This window comes from Streptomyces sp. NBC_00568, assembly GCF_026341855.1.
Classification (GTDB): domain Bacteria; phylum Actinomycetota; class Actinomycetes; order Streptomycetales; family Streptomycetaceae; genus Streptomyces.
Genome location: NZ_JAPENW010000001.1, coordinates 5,579,965 through 5,601,578 on the forward strand (window position 1 = coordinate 5,579,965; position 21,614 = coordinate 5,601,578).

Sequence of the window (21,614 nt, forward strand, 5' to 3'; positions counted from 1 at the left end):
GGGGCCGCCGACCGGCAAGGCCCCGCGCCGCCGCCCGGCGGGCGTCCTACGCGCCTATCTCCGGGGCGTAGGTGCCGAAGCTCCAGATGTTGCCCTCGAGGTCGCGGGCCATGTAGTCCCGCGAGCCGTAGTCCTGGTCGGTCGGGGCCATCAGGATCTCCGCGCCGTGGTCCACGGCCCGCTGGTGGTGTGCGTCCACGTCGTCCACGACGATGTACACCCCGCACGGGCCCGCGCTCTTCATCGCCTCGTCGAAGCGGCCGCCGCGGCCTTTGGAGCCGAGCATCACCGCGCCGTTGCCCTGCACCAGCTCGGCGTGCATCACCGAGCCGTCCTCACCCTCGTAGACGGACAGCTCGGTGAAGCCGAAGGCCTCCGTGAGCTGCCTGATCGCCGCCTTCGCGTCCGAGTACAAGAGCGAGGGATAGATGCTCGGGCGCCCGCTGTTCATGCCAGCCATGCCGATCACTCCGTCTCGTCCACTGCCGGATTTCCGATCCGCCGCCCAGTCTGGCACCGGCCACTGACAACGGCCCGGGCACCGGAATCCGGCCCCGTCGCCGGACCGGACCGGGAGCCGTGGCACCCAGCACGGCTCCCGCTCACCGGAACGTGTTGCACTGCGCCATGTCGCCGTTCCTGAAGCCCTGGTAGAACCACTGCTGCCGCTGCTGGGCCGACCCGTGCGTCCAGGTCTCCGGGGTCACCCGGCCCTGGTACCTCGCCTGGATCCGGTCGTCGCCGACGGCCGCCGCCGCGTCGAGGCCGTCACGGATGTCGGCGTCCGTCAACGAGGTCAGGAGCGGCTTGCCCGTCGACGAGGCCGCCGTGGTGGTCGCGTGGCGCGCCCACACCCCGGCGTAGCAGTCGGCCTGGAGCTCCACCCGCACCGCGTTGCTGTTCGCCCCGGTCACCCCGTCCTGCGACCGGGCCAGCGTGCCCATCAGGTCCTGCACGTGATGCCCGTACTCGTGCGCCACCACGTACGCCTGCGCGAACGGTCCGCCGGAGGCACCGAACTCGGTGCGCAGTTCGTCGAAGAAGCCCAGGTCCAGATAGACCTTGCGGTCCCCGGGACAGTAGAAGGGCCCGACGGCGGAGGACGCGGTGCCGCACGCGGTGCCGACCCGGCCGCTGAAGAACACCGTGGGGGAGCGGGCGTAGGTGCCGGCCCTGCGCGTGAACTCCCGGGTCCAGAAGGCCTGGACGCTGTTGACCACCGCCACGACGCGGCAGTCCTCCTGGGCGTTCGCGTCCCGCCCCTTCTTGCAGGTCTGCTGCACCTGCGCGAGGGAGGAGGCGGCCGCCGCGGGCTGGTCGCCGCCGGAGGAGAGGCCGAGCTGGTCGGGACCGACCCCGAAGAGCAGCGCGATGACCAGGGCGATCAGCCCCGCGAGGCCGCCGCCGATGGTCGCCCTGCCGCCGGGGATTCGACTGCCGCGCACATCCTGCACCTCGGAGGTGTCCAGGTCGGCGTCGTCGTCGAACTGCATGGGCGCACCACTCTCTGCCGTACGTCGCTCCGTGCCGCCATCCTCGTACGCTCCGTGATCCGCGGCCCCGGCCCACGGTCCGAACGGGCGACGACCCTGTCCGGCCACCGCGTCCCGGCGTCCGCCCCGGCCGGCGGCCCCGCCCTCCCCGCCCGGTCCGTGGGCCCGCGGTGCCACGGCGCTGATCGCGCTGCCCGGGGCCGTGTCCGGCGGCCGGACCGGCGAGATCATCCCCGTGGAGGACCGGGCGCGACCGCTCCGGACCGGGCCCCTCGGCGACGCACGGACGGGGCGAGTGTCACAGTGCCGGACGTCCGCACACCGGAAAAGTGGTTGCACGGCCCCGTTAGACTTGGCCCATGGCCATTCTCCTCGCGCATTAGACGGCGGGAACGTCCTCAGCCGTCCACCCCGCCAACGACCCTGCCCTGGAGTCTGTCCGTGATTTCCGCCTCCGGTATCGAGCTGCGCGCCGGCGCCCGCATCCTCATCGAGTCCGCCACCTTCCGCATCACGAAGGGCGACCGCATCGGTCTGGTCGGCCGCAACGGCGCGGGCAAGACGACCCTCACCAAGGTCCTCGCGGGCCAAGGCCAGCCCGCCGCGGGCACCGTCGCCCGCTCCGGCGAGGTCGGTTACCTGCCGCAGGACCCGCGCACCGGCGACCTCGACGTCCTCGCCCGCGACCGGGTCCTGTCGGCCCGCGGCCTGGACGTCCTGATCCGCAAGATGCGCGAGAACGAACAGCGCATCGCCAACGGCTCGGGCGCCACCCGCGAGAAGGCCATGCGGCAGTACGAGCGCCAGGAGACGGAGTTCCTCACCAAGGGCGGGTACTCCGCCGAGGCCGAGGCCGCGACCATTGCCGCCGCGCTCAACCTGCCCGACCGGGTGCTCGGCCAGCCCCTGCACACGCTCTCCGGTGGTCAGCGCCGCCGTATCGAGCTGGCCCGCATCCTCTTCTCGGACGCCGACACCCTGCTGCTCGACGAGCCGACGAACCACCTCGACGCCGACTCCATCGTGTGGCTGCGCGACTACCTGAAGACGTACCGCGGCGGCTTCATCGTGATCTCCCACGACGTCGACCTCGTCGAGACGGTCGTCAACAAGGTCTTCTACCTGGACGCCAACCGTGCCCAGATCGACGTCTACAACATGGGCTGGAAGCTCTACCAGCAGCAGCGCGAGGCCGACGAGAAGCGCCGCAAGCGTGAGCGGCAGAACGCCGAGAAGAAGGCCGCCGCGCTGAACTCGCAGGCGGACAAGATGCGGGCCAAGGCCACCAAGACGGTGGCGGCGCAGAACATGGCCAAGCGCGCCGACAAGCTGCTCGCCGGCCTCGAGGCGGTCCGTGTCTCGGACAAGGTCGCCAAGCTGCGCTTCCCCGAGCCCGCGCCCTGCGGCAAGACCCCGCTCATGGCGGAGGGCCTGTCGAAGTCGTACGGCTCCCTGGAGATCTTCACCGACGTCGACCTGGCCATCGACAAGGGCTCCCGCGTCGTCATCCTCGGGCTGAACGGCGCCGGCAAGACGACCCTCCTGCGTCTGCTCGGCGGCGCCGAGAAGCCCGACACCGGAGAGGTCATCGAGGGCCACGGCCTCAAGCTCGGCTACTACGCGCAGGAGCACGAGACCCTCGACCCCGAGCGCACGGTCCTGGAGAACATGCGCTCCGCCGCCCCCGACCTGGACCTGGTCGAGGTCCGCAAGACGCTCGGCTCGTTCCTGTTCTCCGGCGACGACGTGGACAAGCCGGCGGGCGTGCTCTCCGGCGGTGAGAAGACCCGGCTCGCGCTCGCGACCCTCGTCGTCTCCTCCGCGAACGTCCTCCTGCTCGACGAGCCGACGAACAACCTCGACCCGGCCAGCCGCGAGGAGATCCTCGGCGCGCTGCGCACCTACAAGGGCGCCGTCGTCCTCGTCACCCACGACGAGGGTGCCGTCGAGGCGCTCCAGCCGGAGCGGATCATCCTGCTGCCGGACGGTGTCGAGGACCTGTGGGGCTCCGACTACGCCGACCTGGTGGCCCTCGCCTGACCCGTGCGCGGCCTCCGGGAGGGGGCCGACGCCGCGTGATCGAATGACTGATCCACTGTGTATGGATCATTCGGCCGATCCGTGATCCATCATCTGTGTGAGATCTCCTCGTACCGAGGTGTGTCCTACATCGATTTCACGGCCGAGTCCTTTGTTCCCAAGGGCTCGGCCGTCTTGCGTCGCTGACCAGGCACTTCGCGGAAGAACCCGTTCGGCTGTACGGACGGCACCAGCCGGAACCGCGGATTCCACTCGTGGGGACGGACTCCTGTCGTCAAAACCTTGTCCTACGGACCTTGCCGAATGGGTGGCCATGACGCCCGGAAGGGGTGATCATGAGAGTCCAGAGCGCACTTCCCATGAGGAGGACCGGGTGGCCGAGACTCTGAAGAAGGGCAGCCGGGTAACCGGCGCCGCGCGCGACAAGCTCGCGGCAGACCTGAAGAAGAAGTACGACTCCGGTGCGAGCATCCGAGCGCTGGCCGAAGAGACCGGCCGTTCGTATGGCTTTGTGCACCGGATGCTCAGTGAGTCGGGTGTCACGCTCCGAGGGCGTGGCGGAGCGACGCGGGGCAAGAAGGCCGCCTCGGCCTGAGGCCGGGCGTCCCCATCGGCTTCGGTGGTGACCACCCGGTCGGTCGGGTGACCGACCGGGTGGTTACTGTGCAGTCACTTAGGTGCGTTCCTCGTGTCTTCGCGAGGTGCGCGTCTGATCCGACCGCACCCATCGGAGGCGCCCCATGGCTTCGCTCGACAAGGAACTCGAACCGGTACTCGACAAGGACGGCGTACGGCTCACCGTCGACGACGCGATCGCCACGGTGACGCTGACCAATCCGGCCAAGCGCAACGCCCAGAGTCCCGCGCTGTGGCGGGCGTTGACGCAGGCCGGCCGGTCACTGCCGGGCTCCGTCCGGGTGGTCGTCCTGCGTGCCGAGGGTCAGTCCTTCTCCGCGGGGCTCGACCGGCAGGCGTTCTCGCCCGAGGGCTTCGACGGGGAACCGTCGTTCATCGACCTCGCGCGCGGCTCCGACGCCGAGCTCGACGCGACCATCGCCGAGTACCAGGAGGCATTCACCTGGTGGCGGCGCAGCGACATCGTGTCCATCGCCGCCGTGCAGGGGCATGCCATCGGTGCGGGGTTCCAGCTCGCGCTCGCCTGTGACCTGCGCGTCGTCGCGGACGACGTGCAGTTCGCCATGCGCGAGACCAGCCTCGGTCTCGTACCCGACCTCACGGGGACGCACCCGCTGGTGAGCCTCGTGGGCTACGCCCGCGCGCTCGAGATCTGCGCCACGGGCCGCTTCGTACTGGCCGAAGAAGCCGAGCGCACCGGGCTCGCCAACCTCGCGGTGCCCGCCGGGCAGCTCGACGACGCGGTCCGCGACCTGACCGCCGCGCTGCTGGCCGCGCCGCGGGACGCCGTGATCGAGACGAAGGCCCTGCTGCGCGGCGCGCAGGAGCGGTCCTACGAGGAGCAGCGCTCCGCCGAGCGCGCGTCCCAGGCACGCAGGCTCCGCGACCTCGCGGGCGTGGGGGAGTAGACACCCCGGGGACGGGTGCGGTGACCACACACCCTGGGCAGGTGCGGGGGACTGGAGTTCCCAAGGACCGGGCGCGGGTGACTGGACACCCTGGGACGGGTGCGGGTGACTGGACATCCCGTAGGAGCGGGCTCGGGTGACTGGACACCCTGGGACGGGTGCGGGTGACTGGACATCCCGTAGGAGCGGGCGCGGGTGACTGGTCGCCCTCGGGCGGGTGCGGGGGGCTGGACACGTCCTAGACGTGGACGTCCCGGCTCACGGCGGTCACCAGTACCGCGACGGACGGTGTGTCTCCGGCGGCCCGCGTGATCGCCGTTCTGACCGCCCGTGCCACGTCCACCGCCCGCTCGTCCGGGGAGACCGCCAGTTCGACGCGGATGTGGCGGCGCGGCAGGGCCGGTTCCGGGGCGGGCGCGGTCCCGATGTGGACCGGTCGGCCCAGGGCGCCCGTCAGACGGGTGACGCCCGGGACGGCCAGCACGGTTGCCGCGATCCGCGCCTCCTCGGGGTCCTTCGGCACAGGAGCCCTCCGTACGTCGTCCGCCGCCGCGTCGGCGGACGCCTCCCGTACGTCGTCCGCCGGGCCGTCGGCGGACACCTTCCGTGCCTCGTCCGCCGGGCGGGCGGCGGACGCATCGCCCTCCTCCAGCAGATCCGTCACCTGCAGATCCACCTCGGCGACGTCGAGACCCAGCCGCTGCGTCGCGGCGGTGGCCAGCGTCAGGCGCAGCCGGGCGGCGACGGCCGGGAGGGGCTCGACACCCGGGGACGTGGGATCCACCGAGGCCCGGAACTCCGCGGTGACGCGCAGCGGGCCGGGCGGCAGCGCACTGGGCGGGGGCGGTACGGCGGGCGTGCCGGTCCACTCCGGGTCGGCCGGCGCGATCCGGAGCGCGCCGAGGAGTACGCCGTGCACAGCCGCCGTCTCGCGCCGCAGCGCCGACTCGGCCGCGTCCTCCGTGATCCACGCGCCGTCGCGCGGGAGGCCCAGCGGCAGGATTCTGCCGAGGCCGAGCTGGTGCCGTACCACTTGCGTCCATCGGTCCGCCGTCATTGCTCCAGCGTGCCCCATCCACGGCGCGCGACCGCGCGACCCGACCTACTGTGAGCAGAGGAGGACGACCGAAAGGGACGTACGGCGATGACCGACATGACCGAGCGGAACCGGACGGACAGCCCCGACATCGAGAAGGAGAGCCCGCAGACCCGTAAGCCCACCAGGCGCGGCGGTGGAGATCCCGCCACGCGGGGACGGACCACGATCGCCGACGGAGTCGTGGAGAAGATCGCCGGGCTCGCCGCCCGTGACGTGGTCGGTGTCCACACGATGGGCAGCGGGCTGAGCCGGACCTTCGGAGCGGTACGCGACCGGGTGCCGGGCGGGTCCAAATCGGTGACACGGGGTGTGAAGGCCGAGGTCGGCGAACTGCAGACGGCGCTCGACCTGGAGATCGTCGTCGACTACGGCGTGTCGATCGCCGACGTGGCCCGCGACGTACGCGAGAACGTCGTCGCGGCAGTCGAGCGCATGACAGGCCTCGAAGTGGTGGAAGTCAACATCGCGGTGAGTGATGTGAAGCTTCCCGAGGAAGAAGACGAGGAGCCGGAGTCGCGGCTCCAGTGACCCCCGGGCCACCGGAACGCCCCGGCCACCGCACCATGAGTGATCACGCGGCCACCGACAGCTGAGGAGCGCACCATGAGCTTGGCCGTGATCGGCATGATCGCCGGAATGGCGCTGGGCTTCGCCGGTTACTTCGGCGGTTTCGGCGCCTTCCTCCTGGTGGCCGCCCTGGGGGCCGTCGGGTTCGTCGTCGGAAGGCTCCTGGAGGGAGACCTGGACATCGGCGACTTCTTCCGAGCCCGTGACGACCGGCGGCGGTGACGCGTGCCAGGTCATGTCGACCGGCTCGGTGAGACACGGCCGGGCCTGACGACCGTCGCGGCCCCCGAGCGGGGTGCCACCCGGATCGCCGACCGCGTCGTCGCGAAGATCGCGTCGCAGGCGGCGCGCGAGGCGCTGCCCCCTCCGCCGCCCGACGCCGTCCCGCCGCACGCGACGGTCGTCGTGCGGCGGCAGACGTCCGGCTCCGGCGGACCGGGGGACGCGCCGACACACAGTGCCCGGGTCCGGGTCAGCCTGGAACTGGGCTACCCCTCCGACATCGGCGCCCACTGCAGTGCGGTGCGTCGTCATGTCGCCGAGCGGGTAAGGGCGTTGGCGGGAATGGAAGTACCGGAGGTGGCCGTCCAGGTGGAGCGGCTGCACCTGGCGCACGGGCCCGGCACGGCACAGGGGAGGACGCAATGAGCGAGCCCCAGGGCTCCGACAGCACCCGGAAGCTGCCCGTACTGGAGAAGGCCGATGACGCGGGCGCGCTCGGGCAGTCCTCCTCCGCGGCCGCCTACGAACCGCTGGACACCGTGGCCGAGGAGGACGGCCGCCAGGGCCGGTTCTGGTCCGCTCGCCGTGTCCCGGCGGGCATCCTGGCGATCCTGCTCCTCGTCGCCGCGGGCGCGTTCCTGTACGACGTCGCCGCCGTGCGCGCCGGGAGGTCCGCCCTGCGCTGGCGCACCTGGCTGGCCCAGCAGCTCGCCGAACGGCCCCTCGACGACACCGCGGTCCTCGTCGGTGCCGGGATCGCCGCCGCGGTGGGACTCTGGCTGATCGTCCTCGCGGCCACACCCGGACTGCGGGATGTGCTGCCGATGCGGCGCACCCACGCCGATGTCCGGGCCGGGCTGTACCGGATGGCCGCCGCGATGGCGCTCCGCGACCGGGCCATGGAGGTCGCCGGCGTGCAGTCGGTCCGCGTGCGCGTGAAGCGCCGCAAGGTCGACGTCCGGGCGGTGTCGCACTTCCGCGAACTCGACGACGTGCGCGCCGACCTCGACACCACGCTCGCCGACGGCATCAAGGGGCTGGGGCTGGCCCGTTCGCCCGCCCTGTCGGTGCGTGTCGCGCGTCCCGGACGGAAGGGGTGAGGTCCGTGCTCCGGATCGTCAACCGCGTGCTGATCGGCTTCTTCGGGCTCGTGCTGCTCGCCCTCGGCGGCTCCGTGCTCGCCATCGGACTCGGCGTACGGCCGCCCTCGTGGTGGATCCACGACGGGCGGCACGACGTGCTGCTCAGCAACGCCGAACGGACCCGGTGGCGGGACGAGGGCTGGTGGTGGCCCGCCGTCATCGCCGCGCTCGCGGTGCTCCTGCTGCTCGCCCTGTGGTGGCTGGTCGCGAACGTACGGCGCCGACGGCTCGCCGACGTGCTCGTCGACACCGGCGACGGCGAGGGCGCGCTGCTGCGCGGGCGGGCCCTGGAGAGCGTGCTGGCCGCCGAAGCGGCCCGGTTGGGCGGCGTCGACCAGGCGCACGTGCATCTGACCGGCCGTCGCAGTCTGCCCGAGGCACGCGTACGGCTCCTGCTGGAACCGCATGTGGACCCCGGGCACGCGCTGCATCTGCTGACCTCGGAGGCGCTCGCCCACGCCCGGGACTCGGCCGGCCTCGCCGCGCTCCCCGCGGAGGTACGACTGCGCGGCGTCAAGCACCGCGCGGAACGCGTGACCTGAGCGACCCCGCGTCCGGGATGGCACCCACTCGCGATGGCACCCACCTCCGGACGGCACCTGCCTCGGACGGCACCCACCTCCGGGATGGCACCCACCTCCAGATGACGCCCACCTCCGGACGGCATCCGCCCCGGACGTGGCCCGTCTCCGGGACGGTGCCCGCTCGGGGGACGGCATCCGCTCGGGGACGACATCCGTGTCCCGGACCGAACCCGTCTCCCGGGTGGCCCGGCGCCGGTGGGCGGTCCCCGGTGGGCGGTCCCGTCCGGTGGGTGGTCTAGAACCCGCTCCGCATTCCGCCGTCCACCGGCACCATGATGCCCGTGAGGTACGACGCCGCGGGGGAGAGCAGGAACGCGGCCGTGCGGCCGAACTCCTCCGGGGTGCCGTAGCGGCGCAGCGGGATGCGGGACTCGTTGACCGCCCGGGTGGCCTCGGGGTCGGCCGACAGGCCGTCCAGCTCGCGGACGCGGTCCGTGTCGATACGGGACGGCAGCAGGCCGACGACGCGGATGCCGCGCGGGCCCAGCTCGTCCGCGAGGGACTTGGCGAAGCCCGCGAGCCCGGGACGCAGACCGTTGGAGATGGTCAGCCCGGGGATCGGCTCGTACACCGAGCCGGAGAGCACGAAGCCGACGACACCGCCCTCGCCGAGCTCCGCGGCGGCCGCGCGGGCCAGCCGTACCGCGCCCAGGAAGACCGACTCGAAGGCCGTCGTCCACTGTTCGTCGGTGTTGTCCGCGACGAACCCGGGCGGCGGTCCGCCGACGCTGATCAGGATGCCGTCGAAGCCGCCGAAGTGGTCACGGGCGGCCGAGATCAGCCGGGCCGGGGTCTCGGGGGCGGCGTTGTCGGCCGCGGTCCCGACCGCGTTCGTGCCGAGCGCGGCGGCGGCGCCGGCCGCGCTCTTCTCGTCGCGTCCGGTGACGATCACTTTCGCGCCGTCGGCGACGAGTTCACGCGCGGCGGCGTTGCCCAGGCCCCGGGTGGCTCCCGTGACGACGTACACACGATCCTTCAGTCCAAGATCCATGGCCCCCATCCTTCCCTATCCCGGTGGTGTGCCCCCTTCCGTTTCTCCCGCCTCGTCGACGCCGAACAGGCTGAGGGCGGAGACCACGAGGCCGATGTGGCTGAAGGCCTGCGGGAAGTTGCCGAGCTGGCGGCCCGCGACGGGGTCGTACTCCTCGGACAGCAGCCCCACGTCGTTGGTGAGGCCGACCAGCCGTTCGAACAGCTCGCGCGCCTCCCGCGTACGGCCCGTCAGGTGCAGCGCGTCCACGAGCCAGAACGAGCAGACGACGAACGTGCCCTCACCGCCCGGGAGCCCGTCGACGCCGGTCGTCGCGGCGCTGTAGCGGCGCACCAGGAAGCCGTCGGGGGCGAGTTCCGCGCGGACCGCGTCGATCGTGCCGACCACCCGGGGGTCGTCGGGGGGCAGGAATCCGACGCGCGGGATGAGCAGCAGGGCGGCGTCAAGACCGGGCGAACCGTAGGACTGCGTGAAGGTGTTCCGGGCGGGGTCGAAGCCGCGCTCGCACACCTCCCGGTGCACCTCGTCGCGCATCGCCCGCCAGCCCTCCAGATCGCCGTCGAGCGACGGGTCGTCCTCCAGCGTGCGCACGGCGCGGTCGGCGGCCACCCAGGCCATCACCTTGGAGTACACGAAGTGCCGGCGTGGGCCGCGCACCTCCCAGATCCCCTCGTCCGGCTGCCGCCACGCGACCCGCAGAAATTCCATCATGGCGCACTGCACCCGCCACATGTGCGGCCTGGACGGCAGGCCCGAACGCCGGGCGAGCGACAGCGAGTCGATGACCTCGCCGTACACGTCGAGCTGCAACTGCTCGACGGCGCTGTTGCCGACCCGGACGGGCGAGGAGTCGGCGTAGCCGGACAGCCACGGGACCTCGTACTCCGGGAGCCGCCGCTCTCCCGAGAGGCCGTACATGATCTGCAGGGCGGCCGGGTCGCCCGCGACCGCGCGCAGCAGCCAGTCGCGCCAGGCCTCGGCCTCCTCGTGGTAGCCGGCCGAGAGGAGGGCGCCGAGGGTGAGCGTGGAGTCGCGCAGCCAGCAGTAGCGGTAGTCCCAGTTGCGGACCCCGCCGAGCTCCTCGGGCAGTGAGGTGGTGGGGGCCGCCACGATGCCGCCCGTCGGCGCGTAGGTGAGGGCCTTCAGGGTGATCAGGGAGCGCACGACGGCATCCCGGTGCGGCCCGTCGTAGCGGCAGCGCGCCGCCCACGCCCGCCAGTCCTGGACGCTGGTCTCCAGCGCCTCGAAGGGGTCGGAGAGCGGCGGCCGCGGCCGGTGCGAGGGGTGCCAGGTCAGGACGAAGGCGACCTTCTCGCCCGCCGCCACGGTGAACTCCGAGTGCGTGCGGAAGTCCTGGCCCCAGGTGTGCACGGGCGGTTCGCTGCGCAGCCACACCGAGTCCGGCCCCGCGACCGCCACCCGGTGGCCGTCGGCGCGGCGCATCCACGGCACGACCGAGCCGTAGTCGAACCGCAGCCGGAGCAGACTGCGCATCCGTACCCGGCCGTTGAGGCCTTCGACGACGCGTACGACATCGGGGGCGTGCTCGCGCTGCGGCATCAGGTCGGTCACCCGGACGGACCCCTCGGGGGTGTCCCACTCGGTGTCGAGCACCAGCGTGTCCGGGCGGTACGAGCGCCGGGTGCACGAGTCCGCCCCCTCGGGCGCGATCCGCCAGTGACCGTTGTCCTCGTCGCCCAGCAGGGCCGCGAAACAGGCCGCCGAGTCGAAGCGGGGCAGACACAGCCAGTCGACGGAGCCGTCGCGGCCCACCAGAGCGGCGGTCTGTTCGTCCCCGATGAGCGCGTAGTCCTCGATGTGTCGGTGCACGGTGGACGGGTTCCCGACCTGGGCGACGGCCAATCGGGCCGCCAGGGTGGCGAGAGCGGCGACGGAGCCGGTGCCCCGCGCCCGCGGGGTCCGTGCCCCGGGTCACACGGGCGCGGGTTCCGCCTCCGGCGAGGTCTGCGCGGCCGCGGCCTCCGCCCGGTCGCGGCGCTCGCGACGGACCAGGATCACCCAGCCGACGGGGACGCCCGCGGAGAACAGCCACCACTGGATCGCGTACGCCATGTGGGGGCCGATGTCGCCGTGCTCGGGGTCGGGGATCAGTTCAGGGGAGCCGCCCTTGGACCGCGGAGCGGTCTGCTCGATGTAGCCGCCGAGGACCTGCTTGCCCAGCCGCCGTGCCTGCTGCTCGCTGCTGATCAGCATGACCTGACGGTCGGGCAGGCCCTGGACGTTCTTGATACCGCTGTCGGCGGTCGTCTGGTCGGCCATCAGCCGGCCGGTGACGGTGATCTCGCCCTGGGCGGGGGCCGGGATCCTGGGGAAGGCGGTCTGCGCGCCGTCGGCCGGCACCCAGCCCCGGTTGACCATGAGCACGCGGCCGTCGGCCAGGACGAACGGGGTCAGGACGTGGTAGCCGACCTCGCCGTCGGAGTTGGTGCGGCGGCGGACGACCTCTTCGTGCGCGGTGTCGAAGTGCCCCTTCGCGGTCACCCGGCGGTACAGGTCGTCGTGCCGGACGCGCTGTCCCGGCGCGGTGAGCGTCTCCGCGGGTACCGGCTTCGCGGCGAGCGAGTCGGAGATCACCTTGTTCAGGGCGACCTTGTGCTCATGCCGGTGCAGTTGCCAGAAGCCCAGCTCGATCATCGTCGGGATGAGCGTGAGGGCCACGAGGGTGAGGATCACCCACTGCCGGGACAAGAGGAAGCGGTACACCCCATTGACGTTACTCGGCACGATTCGGCCCTCGACGGGAGGGTCCCGCCGAGGGCCGGATCGATGCCCTGTCCCGGGCCCGGCGGGACTCAGACCTTGTCGACGATCCCCGCCTTCCCCTCCGCGCGGGCGCAGTGCGCGCCGCAGTACCAGTGGCCCTCGACCTCGACGCCCTGGCCGATGACCTGGACGCGACAGTGCTCGCAGATCGGGGCCATCCGGTGGATCGCGCAGGAGAAGCAGTCGAAGACGTGCACCGCGCCCTGCGCGTGCACCTCGAAGGTCATTCCGTAGTCATTGCCGCATACTTCGCATCTCGCCATGCGCCACAGGGTGGGGTGCCGGGGCGGTGCGGGCGAGCGGGTGCCGGGCGAGTCGCCCGTCAATCACCCGTACGTCCGTCACCCTTCCGACGCGGGTTCGACGTCCCGCAGCAGTTGCCCGAACGCGGCCTCGTCGATCACCGGTGTCCCGAACTGCTTGGCCTTGACCACTTTCGACGTGCTGGAGTCCGGGTCGTTCGTCACCAGGAGGCTGGTGAGCCGGGACACGCTCGTCGCGACATGCAGCCCGGCCTCGATGGCCCGGTCCTCCAGCAGTTCGCGATCGACGGACGTGTCCCCGGAGAACGCGACCCGCATGCCCTGTTTGAGCGGCTTGTCCGAGTCGTACCGGCCTGGGTTGGGATGGGGGCATGCGGGGCGCTTGCGGGAGGGGCGCCAACTCCCCGACGGGTAACCGCCGGACGCGTAGCTCCCGGAGGACTGCCGTCCGATCCGTGGCGCCGCGGCGCTGTCGGACCACTCCTTGAGCGGCCGGCACTCGAGGAGCGGCAGGCGCACCCCGTCGCGCGCGGCGGCCCGCAGGCTCGGCCGGAACGCCTCGGCCAGCACGCGTGCGTCGTCCAGCGCGTGGTGCGCCCGCTGCTGCACGACACCGAAGTGCGCGGCCAGCGACTCCAGCTTGTGGTTGGGCAGGGGCAGGCCCAGTTCCTTGGAGAGCGCGATGGTGCACAGGCGCTGGCGCACCGGCGCCTCGCGCTCCGCGCGCGCGTACTCCCGCGCGATCATCGACCAGTCGAAGACCGCGTTGTGCGCGACCAGCACGCGGCCGTCGAGCCGCGCGGCGAATTCCTCGGCGACGTCCTGGAAGAGCGGTGCCCCTTCGAGCATCTCGCTCGTCAGTCCGTGGATCCACACCGGGCCCGGGTCCCGCTCCGGATTGACCATCGTGTACCAGTGGTCCTCGACCTCGCCGCGCGCGTCCAGCCGGTAGACGGCGGCGGAGATTATCCGGTCGTCGCGGGCCAGTCCTGTGGTCTCCACGTCAACGACCGCGTATCCCTGCGGATACGCGGCCGGCCAGGAGGCTGGGGACGCTGCGGTCGTGAGGTCTTCGAGCATGGTCAATGAGAATACGGGCCGCGACTGACACTCCCGCTGCCGCCTTCCCGGTTCCGGGAGCCGGGCGGAGCCGCCACCGGGGCGCGGGCGGGTGGACGCGCCCAACCGCTCCGCCGGTCGTCGAGTTGACGCCGGGGGCGTGCGGACACGGGCCCCCGCTCCCCGTTCCGCCGGTGCGCCCCTTCCGTCGCCCGTGGGGCCGGAGGCCCGGGTCAGGGTGTGAGCAGGGCGTCCACCAGGGCCCGCACCGAGGTCGTGAACAGCCTCTCCGGGTCGACCGGCCGGGCCAGCGCCCGCGCGAGGCCCGGATCGTCCTCCGCGGTCCGCGCGTCCCACAGGTCCTCCTCGGCGGGCCGCTGCAGGGGTGACCGCTCCCGGTTGCGTTCGACGAGAACGAAGCCGACGACCTGGAACTGCACCGCGCGGACGACCTCGGCGGCCCGCGCACCGCGCAGTCCCGCCGCGTGCACCTCGCGCACCAGCGCCTGCCGCGCGGGCAGGAACATGTGCTCGGTCAGCCCGCGTTCGTGGACCATCGCGACGAGATGCGGATGGTCGCGCAGCTGCCGGCGCAGGGCGCTGGCGACCGAGACGACGCGCAGGGCGGGTGTGCGGCCGGTGGGGCGGATCTCGCCGAGGTCGGCGACCGTGCGCTCGACGAGGGCGTCGAGCAGCGACTCCCGGTTGCCGACGTGCCAGTAGATCGAGGTGACCGCGGTGCCCAGCTCGGCGGCGAGCGCTCGCATCGTCAGGGCGTCCGGGCCGTGCCGCTTCACCAGCCCGGCGGCGGTCTCCAGGACCTCGTCGCGCGTGAGTGCCGGTCTTCCCATGGTGCTCCCAAGTCCGTGTCCGCACGCGTATTTACCCTTCGCCGACTCTGCTGTAACTCTGTTACAGGCGCCAGTGACGGGCCATCAGAAACCTGTTGTGTCTCCGGTGAAGGGCGGTACGGCATGGCACGAGTGAGGTACGGCGCGCGGACCGAGGCGGAGATCGCCGCCGCGCGTACCGCAAGCTCCAAGCTCCCCGACATCTGGTCCACCGGTGTGGTGGCCGTCTGGGAGAGCGATCCGGACGCGGTCGCGGCGGTCCTGCCGCCCCCGCTGAAACCCACCGCCCGGCCCTTGGTGCGGGTCAACATCAGCAAGGTCGATCTGCCCGGATACCCGCTGGGCGCGGGCTCGTTCGCCGTCGCCGCCGCGCACGAGGACGTCGAGGGCTGGTATCCGCTGGTCATGCCGATGACCCACGAGCGCGCACTGATCGGCGGCCGCGAGGTCTTCGGGGAGCCCAAGAAGCTCGGCGAGGTGACGGTCGAGCGCGACGGTCTCGTGGTGCGCGCCGCGCTCGCCCGGCACGGCATCGCCTTCGTCGAGGTGCGCGGCGCGGTGAGCGTGACCCTGCCGTTGCCCGAGCCCGCGCAGAAGACCGACTTCTACTTCAAGTTCCTCCCCGCGGTGGACGGTTCGGGCTTCGACGCCGACCCGGTCCTCGTGCACTGCGTGCGCAACGAGAAGGTCCGCAAGCTGGAGCGCGTCACCGGGGACGTCGTCCTGCGCGAGTCGATGTACGACCCGGTCGCCGATCTGCCCGTACGCCGGCTGCTGGAGATCACCCTCGGCGAGAAGACCACCGACCAGAAGGGCCGGGTCGCCGAACGCGTCAGCGGCCGGGCCCTGTTGCCGTACATCCACCAGCGCTACGACGATCCGCGGCAGATCCTCGACGGGCCGCCGGAGGGGAGCGTCTGATGGAGCTCCGCGCAGGACAGGTCGCCGTCGTCACCGGCGCGGCGAGCGGAATCGGGCTCGCGATGGCACGGCGGTTCGCGGCGGACGGTCTGAAGGTGGTCCTCGCCGACGTCGAGGAGGGCGCCCTGGAGAAGGCCGCCGGGGAACTGCGCGAGAACGGCGCCGACGTCCACGCGCGCGTGGTGGACGTCGGGGAGCGCTCCGAGGTCGTCGCGCTCGCCGAGGACGTGTACGGCACGTACGGCGCGGTGCACGTCCTGTGCAACAACGCCGGGGTCGGCTCCGGCGCCGAGGGCCGCATGTGGGAGCACGACCCGAACGACTGGAAGTGGGCCTTCGCCGTCAACGTGTGGGGCGTCTTCCACGGCGTCCAGGCCTTCGTGCCCCGGATGATCGCCGGGGGCGAACCGGGCCACGTCGTCAACACCTCGTCCGGCGACGGCGGGATCGCCCCGCTGCCCACCGCCTCCGTGTACGCCGTCACCAAGGCGGCCGTGGTGACGATGACCGAGTCGCTGTACGCGCATCTGAAGGCGGAGCACGCGCCCGTGGGCGCCTCCGTGCTGTTCCCCGGACCACACATGCTGCGCACGGGTCTGTGGGAGTCGCACCGCAACCGGCCCTCGCGGTACGCGAAGGCACGGCCCCGGAAGACCCCGTACCGCAGCCTCGCCCAGTGGGAGGCCGCCATGGAACAGGCGGGCCACGACGTGCGGTTCACCCCCGTCGAGCAGGTCGCCGAGCTCGTCGCCGAGGGGATCCGCGAGGACCGCTTCTGGCTCCTGCCCGAGAGCGAGCACAGCGACCGGCAGATCCGTGCCCGGTCGCAGTCGATGCTCGACCGGGCGAATCCGTCGTACCTGGAAAATTTCATCCTCGACTGAGGGGGCGCGGTGACCGAACAGGACCCGTACCTGATCATCTCCTCCGACTGCCACGCCGGACTCCCCACCGAGGAGTACCGGCCCTATCTGGACCCCCGCTTCCACCGGGACTTCGACGAGTTCCTCGCGGGCCGCGACCGGCGCCGCGAGGAGATGACCCGCCTCGGCGTCCGCAACGAGGCGTTCGCGGACAAGTGGTTCCACGACAACGAGGAGGGGCTGCGCGGCGGTTGGGACACCGCGCAGCGCCTCAAGGAACTGGACGGCGACGGTGTGGCGGGCGAGGTCGTCTTCCCCGACGCGGACGCCGTGGACAGCCGGACCGCCGCGCCGTTCGGCGTGGGCCTCGGCCTCTCCGGCGACCAGGACCCGGAACTCGGCATGGCGGGCGCGCAGGCCCACAACCGCTGGCTCGCCGACTTCGTCTCCGAGAACCCCGAACGGCACTGCGGAGTAGCGCTGTTGCCGGTGACCGGCGAGACCGGGCGCGTCGTCGCCGAGGTGTACCGGGCCAAGGAGTCGGGCCTGGGCGCCCTGATGATCCCCTCCATGTGGGTCGACAAGGAGCCCTACCACGACCGCCGTTACGACCCCGTGTGGGCGGCGGCCGCCGAGTGCGGGATGCCCGTCCTCACCCACTCCGGCGCGGCACCGCGGCACGAGTACGGCGACCACCTGGGGATCTACGTCTCCGAAGTCACCTGGTGGCCCGCGCGCCCCCTCTGGTTCCTGCTCTGGTCGGGAGTCTTCGAGCGGCACCCCGGACTCCGGTTCGGCGTCGCGGAGTCCGGCTGCTGGTGGCTGCCCAACCTGCTGTGGTTCATGGACCGGCTCTACCTCGGCGCGCACGGCGGCAAGAAGCTGTCGCCCTTCGCGGAGCTGAAACGGCCCCCGCACGAGTACCTCGACCGGCAGGTCTTCATCTGCGCGACCAACACCAAGCGCCGCGAACTCGCCCAGCGCTACGAGATCGGCGTCGACAACATCCTCTGGGGCAGCGACTTCCCGCACCCCGAGGGCACCTGGCCCGACACCCGCGCCTGGCTGGCGAAGACCTTCCACGACATCCCGGTGGCGGAGACCCGCCGCATGCTGGGCCTCGCGGCGGCCGAGGTCTTCGGGTTCGACCTCGGCAAACTGGCGCCGCTCGCCCGGCGGATCGGTCCCACACCGGCCGAACTGGGCCAGCAGCCGGACCAGTCGGCGGTCGAGGCGTCCTGGGCGCGCTCGCGCGAGGTGGGCCGCCACTGGCTCACGGACCACGACTTCCCCGTGCTGGGGGTGAACCCATGACCGCCGAGGACCGCTACACCGTCATCTCCGCCGACTGCCACGCCGGCGCCGATCTCCTCGACTACAAGCCGTATTTGGAGCGCCGGTACCACGAGGACTTCGACGCCTGGGCGGCCGGCTACGTCAACCCGTACGAGGACCTGCTCGCCGACACCGCCGACCGGAACTGGAACTCCGGGCGGCGCGTCGCGGAGCTGGAGGAGGACGGCATCGTCGCCGAGGTGGTCTTCCCGAACACCATCCCGCCGTTCTTCCCGTCCGCCGCCCTGATGGCACCGGCCCCGACGGCGCAGGAGTTCGAGCGGCGCTGGGCGGGTCTGCGGGCCCACAACCGCTGGCTCGCGGACTTCTGCGCGGCGGCGCCCGGCCGGCGCGCGGGCGTCTTCCAGATCCTCCTGAACGACGTCGGCGAAGCGGTCGAGGAGATCCGCCGGTCGGTGGACGCCGGCCTCAGGGGCGGTCTGCTCCTGCCCGGCACACCCCCCGGGTCGGGCCTGCCCGAGCTGTACTCGTCGGCGTACGACCCGATCTGGGCGGCCTGTGCCGAGCTGGGCGTCCCGGTGAACCACCACGCGGGCTCGGCCTCACCGCCGCTGGGGGACGAACCGGCGGCCCGCGCGGTCTTCATGGTGGAGACGACCTGGTTCTCGCACCGGGCGCTGTGGCACCTGGTGTTCGGCGGCGCGTTCCGCCGCCACCCCGGACTGCGGCTGGTGCTGACCGAGCAGGGATCGGGCTGGATCCCCGGCGTGCTCGACATGCTGGACTACTACCACGGACGGCTGGTCGCGGCGGCCGGCAAGGCGTCCACGGCCGAGTCGAAGTTCGGCGCGGGGCTGGCCGCGGCGATGGGCGAGAGGCCCTCGCGGGTCTGGCGCGACAACTGCTTCGTCGGCGCCAGCTTCATGCGCCCCCACGAGGTACCGCTGCGCGACCGCATCGGCCTGGACAAGATCATGTGGGGCAGCGACTACCCGCACGACGAAGGCACCCACCCCTACACCCGCGAGGGCCTGCGCATCTCGTACGCGGGACTGCCCCGCGCGGAGATCGCGGCCATGGTCGGGGGCAACGCGGCCCGCGTCTACGGCTTCGACCTGGCGTACCTCGACGAGATCGCCGCGAAGGTCGGCCCCACGGTCGCCGAGATCGCCGAACCGCTGGACACCCCGCCCGCCGACGCGACGAGCCCGGTGTTCGCGAGAGGAGGCTCGGTGCGTGTGTGGTGAGCGCCGCGGCAGCGGCCGCCCCGTGCCTCCCGGGCGGCGCGTGGCCCGGCGGCTTCCGGCGCGTGCGGCCCCGCGGTCTCCCGGAGGAGTACGGCGTGGCGGGTTCCGGGCGGGCCTTGCGGCCTCCCGGCGGCGTGCGGCCCGCGGGACGCCGAGTCGGTCTGTCGTCGGCCGGGCCCCGGGTGCGATCCTCCCCGTGTGACGGAACCGACGCACGACGAGGCCCACGGCGGCACCCTCGGCTCGCGGCTGAACTGGCTGCGGGCCGCCGTCCTGGGCGCCAACGACGGCATCGTCTCCACCGCGGGACTCGTCGTCGGGGTGGCCGGGGCCACGAGCGACCGTGCGGCGCTGTTCACCGCGGGCCTCGCGGGTCTGCTCGCCGGGTCGATGTCCATGGCGGCGGGCGAGTACGTGTCCGTCTCCACCCAGCGGGACTCCGAGCTGGCGGCCCTGGCCATGGAGAAACGGGAGCTCAGGGAACAGCCGGAGGCCGAACTGGAGGAGCTGACCGAGCTCCTGGAGCAGCGCGGCCTGTCCCGGGAGGTGGCCCGCGAGGCGGCCGAACAGCTCACCGAGCGGGACGCGCTGAAGGCCCACGCCTCCGTGGAACTGGGCATCGACCCCGACGACCTGACCAATCCGTGGCACGCGGCCTGGGCGAGCTTCCTCGCGTTCACCGCCGGAGCGCTGCTGCCGCTGCTGGCGATCGTGCTGCCGCCGGCGGACTGGCGGCTGGGCGTCACCGTGGTCTCGGTGCTGGCCGCGCTCGCCCTCACCGGCTGGAGCAGCGCACGGCTGGGCTCGGCGGATCCGCGGCGCGCGGTGCTGCGGAACATGGCCGGAGGAGCGCTTGCCATGGCGGTGACGTACGCGGCCGGAGCCCTGCTCGGAGCGGCGGGGGTGTGAGAGCGGGGCCGGGCGCCGGACGGCCCTTGGCGGAGATCACCAAGAAGCAAGCGCGTACCGGCGGTAATACTTGTCGATAACAGCCCCTGGTCGCAGCCGACCAGCGCATCTACGGTTCACCCATGCCGAACCTGCCCGACGTCGTGCTGTGGTCGATACCCGCCTTCATCCTGCTCGCCGTGATCGAGATGGTGAGCGTCCGGATCCATCCGGACGACGACGCCGCGGGATACGAGACGAAGGACGCCGCGACGAGCGTCGGCATGGGGCTCGGCAGCCTCGTCTTCGACTTCCTGTGGAAGATCCCGATCGTCGCGGTCTACACGGCGGTCTACGAACTGACGCCCCTGCGGGTCCCCGTCCTGTGGTGGACGATCCCGCTGATGCTGCTCGCGCAGGACTTCTTCTACTACTGGTCCCACCGCGGCCACCACGTGATCCGCGTCCTGTGGGCCTGCCACGTCGTGCACCACTCCAGCAGGAAGTTCAACCTCACCACCGCGCTGCGCCAGCCCTGGACGGGCTGGACGTCCTGGCCCTTCTACGTCCCGATGGTCGCCCTCGGTGTCCACCCGGCCGCGCTCGCGTTCTGCTCGTCGGTGAACCTCGTCTACCAGTTCTGGATCCACACCGAGCGCATCGACAGGATGCCGCGCTGGTTCGAGTTCGTCCTCAACACCCCGTCCCACCACCGCGTCCACCACGCCTCCCAGGGCGGATACCTGGACCGCAACTTCGGCGGCATCCTCATCCTCTGGGACCGGCTCTTCGGATCGTGGGTCGCCGAGACCGAGCGGCCTGTGTACGGGCTCACCAAGAACATCACCACGTACAACCCCCTGCGCGTCGCCACCCACGAGTACACCGCCATCGCCCGGGACGTGCGGGCGGCGGCGAGCTGGCGGGAGCGCGCCGGGCGGGTCCTCGCCGGGCCCGGCTGGCAGCCCGCCCCGCCGTCCGTCACGCAGACCCCTGCCACGGAGCCCGCCCCGCCGTCCGTCACGCAGACCCCTGCCACGGAGCCCGTCGCGTGACCCCACGTCTGGCGCGCGTCCTGCTCGTCGCCTTCGCTCTCGCGACAGCGGTGGACGTCCTCTCCCTGGCCGCCGGGTACGACGCCGGGCACCTGATCGCCAAACCGCTCCTGATGCCGCTGCTCGCCGTGTACGCGGGTGTGCGCGGCGGACCCCGGCTGCTCGTGGCGGCCCTGCTCCTCGGCTGGTGCGGCGACCTGGCGCTCATGTCCGACGCCGGCCTTGCCTTCCTCGTCGGCATGGCCTCCTTCGCGGCGGGGCACGTGTGCTACCTCGTGCTCTTCCGGAGAACGGCACGCGTGCGGAGCGCATGGCTCCTCGGCGCGTACGTCACCGTCCTCGTCGCCCTCGTCGTCCTCCTGTGGCCCGATCTGCCGGCCGGCCTCCGTGTCCCCGTCGCGGGCTACAGCCTGCTGCTGACCGCGATGGCGTACGGCGCCACGCGGCTCGGTCCCGTCGCGGGGCTCGGCGGCGCCCTCTTCATGCTCTCGGACACCCTGATCGCCACCGGCGTCGCCGACTGGCCGCAGCTGCCGAACGCGGACTTCTGGATCATGCTCACCTACGCCGCTGCCCAGTTCCTGCTGGTCCGAGGCGTGCTGAGACCCCTCGGCGCGCGTCGCGCGCCGAGGGCGGCGTACGGTGAGATGCGCTCAACCACCCCCTGAGCGCATCTCACCGACGCTCCGCACGAGAGGGACCCTC

24 protein-coding genes are annotated in these 21,614 nt (G+C 72.2%); 15 read left to right on the forward strand and 9 right to left on the reverse strand.

What is annotated here, in order from left to right; translation table 11 throughout:
- Positions 1-46: 46 nt before the first annotated feature.
- A complete protein-coding gene (locus tag OOK38_RS24205) occupies positions 47-460 on the reverse strand; it encodes a VOC family protein (RefSeq protein WP_266757233.1) in 414 nt (137 codons plus the stop codon).
- Positions 461-602: 142 nt separating this feature from the next.
- Positions 603-1,493 (reverse strand): neutral zinc metallopeptidase, encoded by an 891-nt coding sequence (locus OOK38_RS24210; protein ID WP_266757231.1) that lies wholly within the window; start codon positions 1,491-1,493, stop codon positions 603-605.
- 441 nt (positions 1,494-1,934) lie between these two features.
- On the opposite strand from OOK38_RS24210, the gene OOK38_RS24215 reads away from it, so the two are divergent.
- The 3 genes from OOK38_RS24215 (at position 1,935) to OOK38_RS24225 (ending at position 5,077) form a co-directional block, all read left to right on the forward strand.
- Positions 1,935-3,533 carry an ABC-F family ATP-binding cassette domain-containing protein gene (locus tag OOK38_RS24215; protein ID WP_266757229.1) on the forward strand — a complete coding sequence of 533 codons (1,599 nt, stop codon included), beginning with the start codon at positions 1,935-1,937 and terminating at the stop codon, positions 3,531-3,533.
- A 373-nt stretch (positions 3,534-3,906) separates the two neighbouring features.
- A complete protein-coding gene (locus OOK38_RS24220; RefSeq protein ID WP_006123601.1) occupies positions 3,907-4,128 on the forward strand; it encodes a helix-turn-helix domain-containing protein in 222 nt (73 codons plus the stop codon).
- A 145-nt stretch (positions 4,129-4,273) separates the two neighbouring features.
- A complete protein-coding gene (locus tag OOK38_RS24225; protein ID WP_266757228.1) occupies positions 4,274-5,077 on the forward strand; it encodes an enoyl-CoA hydratase/isomerase family protein in 804 nt (267 codons plus the stop codon).
- Positions 5,078-5,315: 238 nt separating this feature from the next.
- Here OOK38_RS24225 and OOK38_RS24230 read toward each other — a convergent pair whose 3' ends face one another.
- The gene (locus tag OOK38_RS24230; RefSeq protein WP_266848800.1) at positions 5,316-6,134 is read right to left on the reverse strand and encodes a nucleopolyhedrovirus P10 family protein; all 819 of its coding nucleotides are present in this window, start codon (positions 6,132-6,134) and stop codon (positions 5,316-5,318) included.
- Between the two features lie 87 nt (positions 6,135-6,221).
- Between OOK38_RS24230 and OOK38_RS24235 the strand changes: the two genes are divergently transcribed.
- The 5 genes from OOK38_RS24235 to amaP all read left to right on the forward strand — a co-directional run bounded on the left by OOK38_RS24235 (position 6,222) and on the right by amaP (position 8,649).
- Positions 6,222-6,704 carry an Asp23/Gls24 family envelope stress response protein gene (locus OOK38_RS24235; RefSeq protein WP_266757224.1) on the forward strand — a complete coding sequence of 161 codons (483 nt, stop codon included), beginning with the start codon at positions 6,222-6,224 and terminating at the stop codon, positions 6,702-6,704.
- A gap of 75 nt (positions 6,705-6,779) precedes the next feature.
- Positions 6,780-6,965: a hypothetical protein gene (locus tag OOK38_RS24240; RefSeq protein ID WP_266757222.1), complete on the forward strand. Its 186-nt coding sequence runs from the start codon at positions 6,780-6,782 to the stop codon at positions 6,963-6,965.
- A gap of 45 nt (positions 6,966-7,010) precedes the next feature.
- A complete protein-coding gene (locus OOK38_RS24245; RefSeq protein ID WP_266765623.1) occupies positions 7,011-7,391 on the forward strand; it encodes a hypothetical protein in 381 nt (126 codons plus the stop codon).
- Entirely contained in the window at positions 7,388-8,065 is a 678-nt protein-coding gene (locus tag OOK38_RS24250; protein WP_266757220.1) for a DUF6286 domain-containing protein, read from the forward strand. Before OOK38_RS24245 ends, OOK38_RS24250 begins: the two co-directional genes overlap by 4 nt.
- Positions 8,062-8,649 (forward strand): alkaline shock response membrane anchor protein AmaP, encoded by a 588-nt coding sequence (gene amaP / locus OOK38_RS24255; protein ID WP_266757218.1) that lies wholly within the window; start codon positions 8,062-8,064, stop codon positions 8,647-8,649. The genes OOK38_RS24250 and amaP overlap by 4 nt, the downstream gene beginning before the upstream one ends.
- A gap of 277 nt (positions 8,650-8,926) precedes the next feature.
- Here amaP and OOK38_RS24260 read toward each other — a convergent pair whose 3' ends face one another.
- From OOK38_RS24260 to OOK38_RS24285, 6 genes are all read right to left on the reverse strand, one after another.
- A complete protein-coding gene (locus OOK38_RS24260; RefSeq protein WP_266757216.1) occupies positions 8,927-9,682 on the reverse strand; it encodes an SDR family oxidoreductase in 756 nt (251 codons plus the stop codon).
- Between the two features lie 15 nt (positions 9,683-9,697).
- Positions 9,698-11,512 carry a glycoside hydrolase family 15 protein gene (locus tag OOK38_RS24265; protein WP_266848802.1) on the reverse strand — a complete coding sequence of 605 codons (1,815 nt, stop codon included), beginning with the start codon at positions 11,510-11,512 and terminating at the stop codon, positions 9,698-9,700.
- A 102-nt stretch (positions 11,513-11,614) separates the two neighbouring features.
- A complete protein-coding gene (locus tag OOK38_RS24270) occupies positions 11,615-12,406 on the reverse strand; it encodes an SURF1 family protein (RefSeq protein ID WP_266848804.1) in 792 nt (263 codons plus the stop codon).
- An 89-nt stretch (positions 12,407-12,495) separates the two neighbouring features.
- Complete coding sequence (locus tag OOK38_RS24275; RefSeq protein ID WP_078943477.1) at positions 12,496-12,729, reverse strand: hypothetical protein; 234 nt, start codon at positions 12,727-12,729, stop codon at positions 12,496-12,498.
- 78 nt (positions 12,730-12,807) lie between these two features.
- A complete protein-coding gene (locus OOK38_RS24280) occupies positions 12,808-13,809 on the reverse strand; it encodes a DEDDh family exonuclease (protein WP_266757210.1) in 1,002 nt (333 codons plus the stop codon).
- A gap of 212 nt (positions 13,810-14,021) precedes the next feature.
- Positions 14,022-14,639, reverse strand: a complete 618-nt coding sequence (locus tag OOK38_RS24285) for a TetR/AcrR family transcriptional regulator (protein WP_266757208.1) — start codon at positions 14,637-14,639, stop codon at positions 14,022-14,024.
- A gap of 123 nt (positions 14,640-14,762) precedes the next feature.
- Here OOK38_RS24285 and OOK38_RS24290 point away from each other — a divergent pair, with 123 nt between their 5' ends.
- From OOK38_RS24290 to OOK38_RS24320, 7 genes are all read left to right on the forward strand, one after another.
- Entirely contained in the window at positions 14,763-15,560 is a 798-nt protein-coding gene (locus OOK38_RS24290; RefSeq protein WP_266757206.1) for an acetoacetate decarboxylase family protein, read from the forward strand.
- On the forward strand, positions 15,560-16,444 hold the full coding sequence (locus OOK38_RS24295; RefSeq protein WP_266757204.1) for an SDR family NAD(P)-dependent oxidoreductase: 885 nt from the start codon (positions 15,560-15,562) through the stop codon (positions 16,442-16,444). The genes OOK38_RS24290 and OOK38_RS24295 overlap by 1 nt, the downstream gene beginning before the upstream one ends.
- Before the next feature lie 9 nt (positions 16,445-16,453).
- Positions 16,454-17,737 (forward strand): amidohydrolase family protein, encoded by a 1,284-nt coding sequence (locus OOK38_RS24300; protein ID WP_266757202.1) that lies wholly within the window; start codon positions 16,454-16,456, stop codon positions 17,735-17,737.
- A complete protein-coding gene (locus OOK38_RS24305; RefSeq protein WP_266757201.1) occupies positions 17,734-18,966 on the forward strand; it encodes an amidohydrolase family protein in 1,233 nt (410 codons plus the stop codon). The genes OOK38_RS24300 and OOK38_RS24305 overlap by 4 nt, the downstream gene beginning before the upstream one ends.
- A gap of 198 nt (positions 18,967-19,164) precedes the next feature.
- The gene (locus OOK38_RS24310; protein WP_266757199.1) at positions 19,165-19,875 is read left to right on the forward strand and encodes a VIT family protein; all 711 of its coding nucleotides are present in this window, start codon (positions 19,165-19,167) and stop codon (positions 19,873-19,875) included.
- Positions 19,876-19,997: 122 nt separating this feature from the next.
- Positions 19,998-20,909 (forward strand): sterol desaturase family protein, encoded by a 912-nt coding sequence (locus tag OOK38_RS24315; RefSeq protein WP_266757197.1) that lies wholly within the window; start codon positions 19,998-20,000, stop codon positions 20,907-20,909.
- Positions 20,906-21,577, forward strand: a complete 672-nt coding sequence (locus tag OOK38_RS24320; protein ID WP_266757195.1) for a lysoplasmalogenase — start codon at positions 20,906-20,908, stop codon at positions 21,575-21,577. Before OOK38_RS24315 ends, OOK38_RS24320 begins: the two co-directional genes overlap by 4 nt.
- The last annotated feature ends 37 nt before the right edge of the window (positions 21,578-21,614 follow it).

Bases quoted from the DNA above. Each gene is read 5' to 3' on its own strand.
- OOK38_RS24205 (WP_266757233.1), bottom strand. From the start codon at position 460: ATGGCTGGCATGAACAGCGGGCGCCCGAGCATCTATCCCTCGCTCTTG.
- OOK38_RS24210 (WP_266757231.1), bottom strand. From the start codon at position 1,493: ATGCAGTTCGACGACGACGCCGACCTGGACACCTCCGAGGTGCAGGAT.
- OOK38_RS24225 (WP_266757228.1), top strand. From the start codon at position 4,274: ATGGCTTCGCTCGACAAGGAACTCGAACCGGTACTCGACAAGGACGGC.
- OOK38_RS24230 (WP_266848800.1), bottom strand. From the start codon at position 6,134: ATGACGGCGGACCGATGGACGCAAGTGGTACGGCACCAGCTCGGCCTC.
- OOK38_RS24235 (WP_266757224.1), top strand. From the start codon at position 6,222: ATGACCGACATGACCGAGCGGAACCGGACGGACAGCCCCGACATCGAG.
- OOK38_RS24240 (WP_266757222.1), top strand. From the start codon at position 6,780: ATGAGCTTGGCCGTGATCGGCATGATCGCCGGAATGGCGCTGGGCTTC.
- OOK38_RS24250 (WP_266757220.1), top strand. From the start codon at position 7,388: ATGAGCGAGCCCCAGGGCTCCGACAGCACCCGGAAGCTGCCCGTACTG.
- OOK38_RS24260 (WP_266757216.1), bottom strand. From the start codon at position 9,682: ATGGATCTTGGACTGAAGGATCGTGTGTACGTCGTCACGGGAGCCACC.
- OOK38_RS24275 (WP_078943477.1), bottom strand. From the start codon at position 12,729: ATGGCGAGATGCGAAGTATGCGGCAATGACTACGGAATGACCTTCGAG.
- OOK38_RS24280 (WP_266757210.1), bottom strand. From the start codon at position 13,809: ATGCTCGAAGACCTCACGACCGCAGCGTCCCCAGCCTCCTGGCCGGCC.
- OOK38_RS24285 (WP_266757208.1), bottom strand. From the start codon at position 14,639: ATGGGAAGACCGGCACTCACGCGCGACGAGGTCCTGGAGACCGCCGCC.
- OOK38_RS24290 (WP_266757206.1), top strand. From the start codon at position 14,763: ATGGCACGAGTGAGGTACGGCGCGCGGACCGAGGCGGAGATCGCCGCC.
- OOK38_RS24295 (WP_266757204.1), top strand. From the start codon at position 15,560: ATGGAGCTCCGCGCAGGACAGGTCGCCGTCGTCACCGGCGCGGCGAGC.
- OOK38_RS24305 (WP_266757201.1), top strand. From the start codon at position 17,734: ATGACCGCCGAGGACCGCTACACCGTCATCTCCGCCGACTGCCACGCC.
- OOK38_RS24315 (WP_266757197.1), top strand. From the start codon at position 19,998: ATGCCGAACCTGCCCGACGTCGTGCTGTGGTCGATACCCGCCTTCATC.